Genomic DNA, 6,228 nt, shown 5'->3' on the forward strand with positions numbered 1-6,228 from the left:
TTTACCCCCCGTTGAGCGTATGCGAATAAGGGCAGGAGCGCGGTGGTACCACCGCGCCTATCCTGCCAGCGTGACGACAGGGAAAGGAACAGGGGGGCGCGCCCAAACTCTGAGAAACATTGATAAACTCTGATAAACTCTGAGAAATTGCCCCCGAAGATTGAGAAACTCTGAGAATCTATGATAAAGTGTGAGAAACTCTGAGAAATTACACCTCTGGCTGATTTCTCTCTTGTCTGCACTGCCGCCCGTTGATTATGGCTCTTGGTGGAAATCCCTTCCCCTTGGCAGACATGACACCCTCAGGCACCCCAAAACGGGCGGCGCTCTATGCACGCCACTCCACCGACAAACAGGCCACATCCACCGCCGACCAGATTGCCCGGTGCCAAGCCCATTGCCTGAGCCGGGGCTATCAGATCTCCGGCATCTTCACCGATGAGGCCGTCTCGGGGAAAGTCCGTCAGCGCCCCGGACTGGAAAGCCTGCTGGCTGCTGCCCGCCGTGGGGATGTGGATGTCATCGTGACCGAAGACCTGTCGCGCCTCAGCCGCCGGATCGGGCACATCTCCGACACCTACGATATCCTGTCTTTCCTCGGTATCAGCATCGAGACGCTGGGCAATGGCACCATCTCCCAGATTGATGTCGGTCTGCGCGGGACAATGAACGCCCTCTACCTAACGGATCTCGCCGACAAGACCCGCAGGGACATGAAGGCCGCCGCCAAACGCGGCAGCGTCCCCGGTGGCCGGACCTACGGCTATCGGGCAACCCCACGGATTGATGAGAACGGGGAAGCAGTCCGGGGCCTGCGGGAAATCGTGCCGGAAGAAGCGGCCATCGTCCGTCAGATTTTCGAGGATTACCTTGCCGGACAGAGCCTGAAGCGCATCACCGAAGATCTGAACGCCCGGGCCATCCCCAGCCCCGGCGGCGGCCTGTGGCACGGCTCTACACTGGTCGGCACCGCCTCCCGTGGCTCCGGGATCCTGCGGAACCAGTTGTACCGGGGCCGCATCATCTTCAACCGGTCTGAATGGAAATCACACCCGGAAACCGGCCTGCGGCTGGCGGTGATCCGCTCCGAAGACGAATGGGTGACGGCGGACGTGCCGGAGCTGGCCATTCTGCCGGGGCAGCTTTTTGACGACGTGCAGGAGGAGCTTGACCGCCGATCCAGTGTGCGCCGGGACGTGAAAGAGGAACGGCGGCGGCTGGGTGAGGAGCGCAAGGCGCAGGAGGCCGCAGAGCGGCAACGCCTCCTGCGCCTGCGGCAGGAACGCACCCTGACCAATGCCATGCTGTTCTTCAGCGGTAAGCTCTATTGCGGCACCAGCGGACAGAAAATGGGGTCACTGCGCAAGGGCCTCTATGGCTGCAAGACGGAATCCTGCCCGCACTGCCCCCGCACATTGGACAGCTTCTTTGACATCGCCATAGACGCCCTGACCCGGCTGGACCCCGCCGAGGTGCTGGCGGCCCACGCCAGTGGCGATATTCAGGCCCGGCGGGACGGATACAAAGCGTCCATCATCAAGCTGGAACAGCAGGAGGCCGACGCCCGCAAAGAGATTGCGGCGGTGCTGGATATCCTCGGCGGCTCTCCCCGGCGGGAAGAGGTCCGTACTTTCCTGTCTGCCGGGGAAGACAAGATCCGCGGCCTGATCATGAAGCGGTCAACCGCCATCCGCGAATTGCGCCTGCTGTCCCCGACCGAAAAGACGGCCCTGAAGGCGGTGGGAGTGATACGCACCTATGCCGGGCGTCTTCAGGCCGATCTGATGGACTACCAGCCCAACAAGCGCCTGCGCGACTGTCTCAACCGGGTCACGCTCTATCCGGGGCGTGTTGTGATCGACTGGAACCTTCTGGCCGTCATGCACCTGCTGCGGATTGACCCCTGACAGGGCGGTCAGGGCGGTTTTGTATCGTACGGTACAAACCTGCCTGCCCGATCATTCAGCGTCTTGATCAGCGGGCCTGCCCACGCAACGCCGCAAGGGCAGCATCGGCCAGCCATGCACTGCGGTTGGTCGTCACATCGTCAATTGCCGCCAGCAAGGTGCTGTCGATGGTAATGTTGATCCGCTGGGTTTTGCCGGTCACCGGGACGCGGATCAGGGCAATATGGGCAACGTGAACGTCATCATCCACGGTGATCTGGTCCAGTGGCGTGGGATCAGGCAAGGGGTCACCGTCCTCAATCATCCCGGCCAAATGCAGGGCCAAAGCACCGTGTGCATCCTCAAAGCAGGCGGCGACGGTATCCCCGGCGGCGGCGCAGCCCGGTAGATCAGGGAAGAAGGCCGAGCATCCCGCCTCGGAGTCAGGCCCGGTTTCAATGACGGCCGCATAAGTTTTAAACATCACGGGTTCCTCTCAAAGCTAACAGTCAAAGGGAAGGATGCCCGGCTCAGGAGAGCCGGACCCCTGATTGTTTCTCGATACTCCGCAAGGTTCCAATCCTGATTTCCATCTTTGGGTGAGGCACCGTAACCTTTCCGGGTCGGGTTGGATGTTTAAGTTGAATATGGCTGCCTGTCTGGCCCACCTTGTACCATCCCGCCTGAAGGAGGCGCTTCAGTATCTCGCGGCTGTTCATCTCTCCCCCATTCCTATCAATTAATTATACACACGATAGAGCATTTTTCAAGAAGATGGGTAATCGTGTGTATAAATAGTTTTCGCCGATATTCCCCGCATGAGTCTCCATGCAGGAGCCAGTTCCCCGGCCCCGGACGTCTGCCCCGTCAGGCTGGCAAGGCAGCCATTTCCTCTTCCTTGCGGCCTGCCGTCAGCTCCCGGCAGAAGTCTACGGTCGTGTAGAAACGGACGTCGAAGTAATCGACCATCGAATCACTGTTATCCCGGTTATAGGCTTGGACAATCTCGGTCAGGGCGTCAATCACCTGACGATACTGTTCGGATCTCGGATCGCTCCACCCCGGATAATTCCGGCCACACCCATGCTTGTCTTCAAACGGATACTCCCGCGCCCACTTCAGATATTTCGGGCTGTAAAACTGGAACGCTTCGGGCACCTCCTTAACGATCAGAGTAACCGCCCGCGCATCTTCCTTCCGCACGGATACCTTCACCTTCGGCAGCAGCCCCCCGGCGATGGCATCCCTGATATCCTGCCGGATCCGCTTGCAAACCTCGGTCAACGGCAGGTCGCGGGTGGCGTCGTACTTGCTGCCCCGGAACTCGTTGTCAGGGTCGCAATAGGCGGGCATGTAAGGGTTCCGCTTTTTGTCATCGGCCCCGCTCTTGGCAGCCTCCCGCTTATGAGTAGCCGCTTCTTGGGCATCGGCAGCGGCCAGAGACAGCAGGGTCTGAAGATCAATCACGATTGCGGTCATGGCGTGGGTCCCTTTTCTTCGGACTGGGTGGATCGAACTTTGCCCTGTCGTCAGAAACTAGGAGGCGTCCACAAGGGGTTGTCCGGCAGGAGGGGGATCACCCACCGCCCACCGGGCGGCGCGAAGGGTGGTCGCCTGCAAGGCGACTATGGGGAGACCTGCCGGACAACAGCGGCCTTCAGGCCGCGCTTGCCCCTTGTGGAGGCCGGGGCGAAGCCCCTACGGCTCCGAAGGAGCTTGAAGACTTTTCCCTCACCACCGCGCCCGGTTTTTGCGCACCCATCAAAAAGGTACATAGCACAATTCTTGATATGCGCCCTCATTTTGGGTACACGAGATATTCAATTGTCTTGTACCTATGAGAGAGGTGCATCATGGAATTTCGGATTGTTGCCAACCGGGTGAAACTGTACCGCTCAACAGAGGGACGGAGGCAACAGATCGGATCCTTCCCCGCGTCCGCCACCGCGCTGGAAGACGTGCCCCCCGGCACCGTGGCCAGCCTACAACCCGAGGAACTGAAGCAGCTTCAGGCGTGGCTGAAGGGTGCCCCGGTGCGGCTGGCGAAACAGGCCCATGCGGACCTGCTCCGGCAACTGGATTGGCTGCTGGCCCACCCCGACGCGCTGAACAGCTCCCAGCGGGCCGAACTGGCGAACCGCCTCGCCGACGCGGCAAAGCGGTTCAGCTTCCAGCTCTGAGTTTGTAAAGTACGATACAAACCTTGCCTTACCCTTCAGCGAACACGCCACCGCACAGGCCACAGGTCAGGGCCAGCCCTTTGCGGCCCCAGACCTTCAAAGGCTCGGTGTCATCGCTGCACTGGTGGGAATAGCTGGTCTTCGCCTTGGCCTCGGGCTTCACCACCGGCAGGGAGACGGCTGCCGCCGTCACCGAGGACGACAGGGCAATGCCCACACCGGCCTCAGCGGCCAAGGCCACCACCAGCCGGTCATACCAAGGAATCATCACCCCTTCGGCATTCAGGCGCTGATACAGGGCCTCAAGAGGACCTCCTTCAATCAGATAATCGGCCATCAACTGCCCGGTTTTCTTCCCGTCCGGCTCTCCCGTCGAAGAGGGCATCAGGCCGATGCTCTCCATCTTCCCGGCCCACTCCGCATTGTGATAGCCGCTGCGCGACGGCTTGCCGTGGTGTTCCTGCCACTGATGGACCATTTCATGGGCCATGGTCTGCACCAGTTCCCGGAAGCCGTGGGTGGCGAAATACTTGGGGTTGATGGCGATTTCGTCGGCAATCTCCCCCCTGGCACTGACGAACCGCCCCCGGCGGTAATAGCCGAAGCCCTTGGGTGACTGATCGAGCGCGAACATCGGCACCGGCAGGGGAGGATCGAACAGGGCGTTGATCTCGGTGAACAGCCGCTGGAACAGGCTGTAAAGCTCGGTAGAAGGGGAGTGGGTCATTCTGCCGCCTCCGACCGGAGAGAGGCGACACCTGCTGTCCGCACAGCCATGATCCGACGACCCAGCCATCCCATAACCGGAACAGGCATGCTGTTGCCAAGGGCCGCATAACGGGGCCTGTCTGCCGCAGCATTGGTCTGCCACCTCCCATCTTTCCGGCGCAGAACGGCTCCCTGTCTTGCCAGCCAGTCGGCCTCATCGTCGTCAATCGAGCGCCAGCGCCGGGTCGGGATCAGCGTATAACTGTCGGGAAAGCCCTGAAGGCGTTCAAACTCGCGGGGCGTCAGGTGTCGGACACCGGAAGGCTCAACAATGTATGTTTCTCGGTCATCGAGAGAACCCGCACCCCGTGCCGTAAGACAAACCGACACGACCGCCGCCGGTCGCGGTCCAGTACGCCGGACAAAGCAACCGGACTCAAAAAGTACCTGCGCGGCGGCGTCTCCTCCTCCAGTACATCCGACAAGGAGGAGACGGCGGCGTTGCTGGGCCAGTCCGAAAAACTGAGCGTCCAGAATTCTGTAAGCGAGGCCATACCCGAGTTCCGCCAGCCCCCCGAGGATGGCAGAAAATGCCCGTCCCCCGTCCACTGACAGGACACCGGGGACATTTTCCCAGACAATCCAACCGGGACGCAGCCGGTCAGCCAGGCGAACAAATTCGAGGGTGAGGTTGCCCCTGTAACCTCCGAAACCATGGCGGGGTCCGCCGATGCTGAAGTCCTGACAGGGGGTTCCTCCAACGAGAAGGTCAACTGCCTCATAATCACCGGCCTGAATGGTCGTGAAATCACCGTGCAGGGGCACGGACGGATAATGATGCTGCAACACCGCACGGGGGAATGCTGCGACTTCGGAGAAAAAGGCCGGCCGCCACCCCAGCGGATGCCACGCCACTGTTGCGGCCTCAATGCCACTGCACACGGAGCCGTAGATCATTGTGCCCGCTCCCCAGCAGACAGACTGAGGGCACCTAGACTGTGGCGGACGGTGAGGCGCAATCCCTCCCGGCCCAACATCCCCCGCAGGTAGGCCGCCCGGTTGCGCACTCCATGGCGCTCAATAGCGACAACGGCAGCGGCAAGGGCTGTGATGCCGTGTTTCCGCAGGGCTGACGCCCACACGGACCCCTGCAAAGCCAATTCCTGACGAACCAGCCACGACACCGCACGGGTCAGGGCACCAAGGGCCACAGACGCGGTATCCGGGGACGACAGGGCAATCTGATCCGTCGGAGACAGCACCCGTTGCAGAGTGGGGGAGGCCAATACCATCAGCCCGACGAGCTGACTGTCATCAGCACCGGGCAGGGTCTGCACCCCCCGGAAAGCCTGTACAGAATCTTGTTTGGATTTCTTTGTAAGGTATTTCAGGGTGACAGATCCGTCATCCCTCCCTGACAGATCGGTCTGTGGATAACCTGCTGCGTCAGCCTC

General features: G+C 61.0%; 8 protein-coding genes. 2 read left to right on the forward strand and 6 right to left on the reverse strand.

The annotated features are described in order from the left end of the window. The first annotated feature begins 293 nt into the window (after nucleotides 1–293). Complete coding sequence (locus FHS48_RS19740; RefSeq protein ID WP_260402611.1) at nucleotides 294–1,907, forward strand: recombinase family protein; 1,614 nt, start codon at nucleotides 294–296, stop codon at nucleotides 1,905–1,907. 67 nt (nucleotides 1,908–1,974) lie between these two features. Here FHS48_RS19740 and FHS48_RS19745 read toward each other — a convergent pair whose 3' ends face one another. The 3 genes from FHS48_RS19745 to FHS48_RS19755 all read right to left on the reverse strand — a co-directional run bounded on the left by FHS48_RS19745 (nucleotide 1,975) and on the right by FHS48_RS19755 (nucleotide 3,365). Next, entirely contained in the window at nucleotides 1,975–2,370 is a 396-nt protein-coding gene (locus tag FHS48_RS19745; protein WP_184266693.1) for a type II toxin-antitoxin system HicB family antitoxin, read from the reverse strand. A gap of 46 nt (nucleotides 2,371–2,416) precedes the next feature. Continuing rightward, nucleotides 2,417–2,605, reverse strand: a complete 189-nt coding sequence (locus FHS48_RS19750; RefSeq protein ID WP_184266696.1) for a type II toxin-antitoxin system HicA family toxin — start codon at nucleotides 2,603–2,605, stop codon at nucleotides 2,417–2,419. Nucleotides 2,606–2,753: 148 nt separating this feature from the next. After that, nucleotides 2,754–3,365, reverse strand: a complete 612-nt coding sequence (locus FHS48_RS19755) for a hypothetical protein (protein WP_184266698.1) — start codon at nucleotides 3,363–3,365, stop codon at nucleotides 2,754–2,756. Between the two features lie 374 nt (nucleotides 3,366–3,739). Here FHS48_RS19755 and FHS48_RS19760 point away from each other — a divergent pair, with 374 nt between their 5' ends. After that, nucleotides 3,740–4,066 carry a hypothetical protein gene (locus FHS48_RS19760; RefSeq protein ID WP_184266701.1) on the forward strand — a complete coding sequence of 109 codons (327 nt, stop codon included), beginning with the start codon at nucleotides 3,740–3,742 and terminating at the stop codon, nucleotides 4,064–4,066. Nucleotides 4,067–4,094: 28 nt separating this feature from the next. Here the strand turns inward: FHS48_RS19760 and FHS48_RS19765 are convergent, their stop codons facing one another. From FHS48_RS19765 to FHS48_RS19775, 3 genes are all read right to left on the reverse strand, one after another. Further along, a complete protein-coding gene (locus tag FHS48_RS19765; RefSeq protein WP_184266704.1) occupies nucleotides 4,095–4,793 on the reverse strand; it encodes a SprT-like domain-containing protein in 699 nt (232 codons plus the stop codon). After that, nucleotides 4,790–5,731: a DNA cytosine methyltransferase gene (locus FHS48_RS19770; RefSeq protein WP_184266707.1), complete on the reverse strand. Its 942-nt coding sequence runs from the start codon at nucleotides 5,729–5,731 to the stop codon at nucleotides 4,790–4,792. The genes FHS48_RS19765 and FHS48_RS19770 overlap by 4 nt, the downstream gene beginning before the upstream one ends. Next, nucleotides 5,728–6,228 (reverse strand): hypothetical protein (locus tag FHS48_RS19775; protein ID WP_221443623.1); only part of this gene is annotated, 501 nt, incomplete at its 5' end. The genes FHS48_RS19770 and FHS48_RS19775, both read right to left, overlap by 4 nt.

Origin of the sequence: Novispirillum itersonii (genome assembly GCF_014205675.1) — a bacterium.
Classification (GTDB): domain Bacteria; phylum Pseudomonadota; class Alphaproteobacteria; order Rhodospirillales; family Rhodospirillaceae; genus Novispirillum; species Novispirillum itersonii_A.

Bases quoted from the DNA above. Each gene is read 5' to 3' on its own strand.
- FHS48_RS19740 (WP_260402611.1), top strand. From the start codon at position 294: ATGACACCCTCAGGCACCCCAAAACGGGCGGCGCTCTATGCACGCCAC.
- FHS48_RS19745 (WP_184266693.1), bottom strand. From the start codon at position 2,370: ATGTTTAAAACTTATGCGGCCGTCATTGAAACCGGGCCTGACTCCGAG.
- FHS48_RS19760 (WP_184266701.1), top strand. From the start codon at position 3,740: ATGGAATTTCGGATTGTTGCCAACCGGGTGAAACTGTACCGCTCAACA.
- FHS48_RS19750 (WP_184266696.1), bottom strand. From the start codon at position 2,605: ATGAACAGCCGCGAGATACTGAAGCGCCTCCTTCAGGCGGGATGGTAC.
- FHS48_RS19755 (WP_184266698.1), bottom strand. From the start codon at position 3,365: ATGACCGCAATCGTGATTGATCTTCAGACCCTGCTGTCTCTGGCCGCT.
- FHS48_RS19765 (WP_184266704.1), bottom strand. From the start codon at position 4,793: ATGACCCACTCCCCTTCTACCGAGCTTTACAGCCTGTTCCAGCGGCTG.
- FHS48_RS19770 (WP_184266707.1), bottom strand. From the start codon at position 5,731: ATGATCTACGGCTCCGTGTGCAGTGGCATTGAGGCCGCAACAGTGGCG.